The sequence below is a fragment of the Pelagicoccus sp. SDUM812002 genome, from assembly GCF_031127835.1.
Lineage (GTDB): Bacteria > Verrucomicrobiota > Verrucomicrobiia > Opitutales > Opitutaceae > Pelagicoccus.
The window spans coordinates 1-670 of the sequence record NZ_JARXHX010000110.1 but is presented as its reverse complement, the minus strand read 5'-3'; the positions used below and the strand labels follow the sequence as shown (position 1 = coordinate 670).

Genomic DNA, 670 nt, shown 5'->3' with positions numbered 1-670 from the left:
GAGAATCCAAGCTTAGCCGATACCCAAGTTACCCTAGCCCTAAGATGACCAACCCAGTCCTATGCCAGTTTAATGATTCGATTCTAGTGTATTCCGCATTTGGATACACGAATTATTTGGCTAACCAGGCAGCCCACACAATGTCGGCAAGTGCACGCCAGTTTCACAACGAAGCCCTGGATATCAACCTCAACCGAAATGGCAACTCAACCGAAGCCGACATCGTGTGGCTTTGACGTTCTACGAAACTAATGATCCGGTCGATGAAGATATCTATGGTTTTTGAATCGAAGGAAGCAGCATCCTCAACCGAAGAACTAGATCATTTGACTTCGACATTTCAAGCTTCCCCAAGACACAACCCAACCCTGTTACCCAAGCATGACGAGCAAGGCCCGAAGCCAGTTTAAAGATTCGATTCAAGTGTATGGAATCTCTGGAGACACTTTACTAAAAATGGTAGAACAAGTCGGTCCATTCAACGGCGGCTGTCGCTCGCCGTTTTCATTCGATTTACTCCCTACTCAACCCAACTTCACGTGGAAACTTTCATCGAGCCGCCGCGTATGACCTCTGCGTTCTACGAAACTAAAGAATCTAACCGGTGAAGAGATTTATGGTTTTCGAATCGAAGGAGGCAGCATCCTCAAGCAGTGCGACCACGACATTC

At 47.0% G+C, this 670-nt stretch carries 1 protein-coding gene; it reads left to right on the top strand.

Annotation, left to right across the window (positions count from 1 at the left end; translation table 11 throughout):
- Positions 1-236 (top strand): hypothetical protein (locus tag QEH53_RS23905; protein ID WP_309025755.1); only part of this gene is annotated, 236 nt, incomplete at its 5' end.
- Positions 237-670 lie beyond the last annotated feature (434 nt).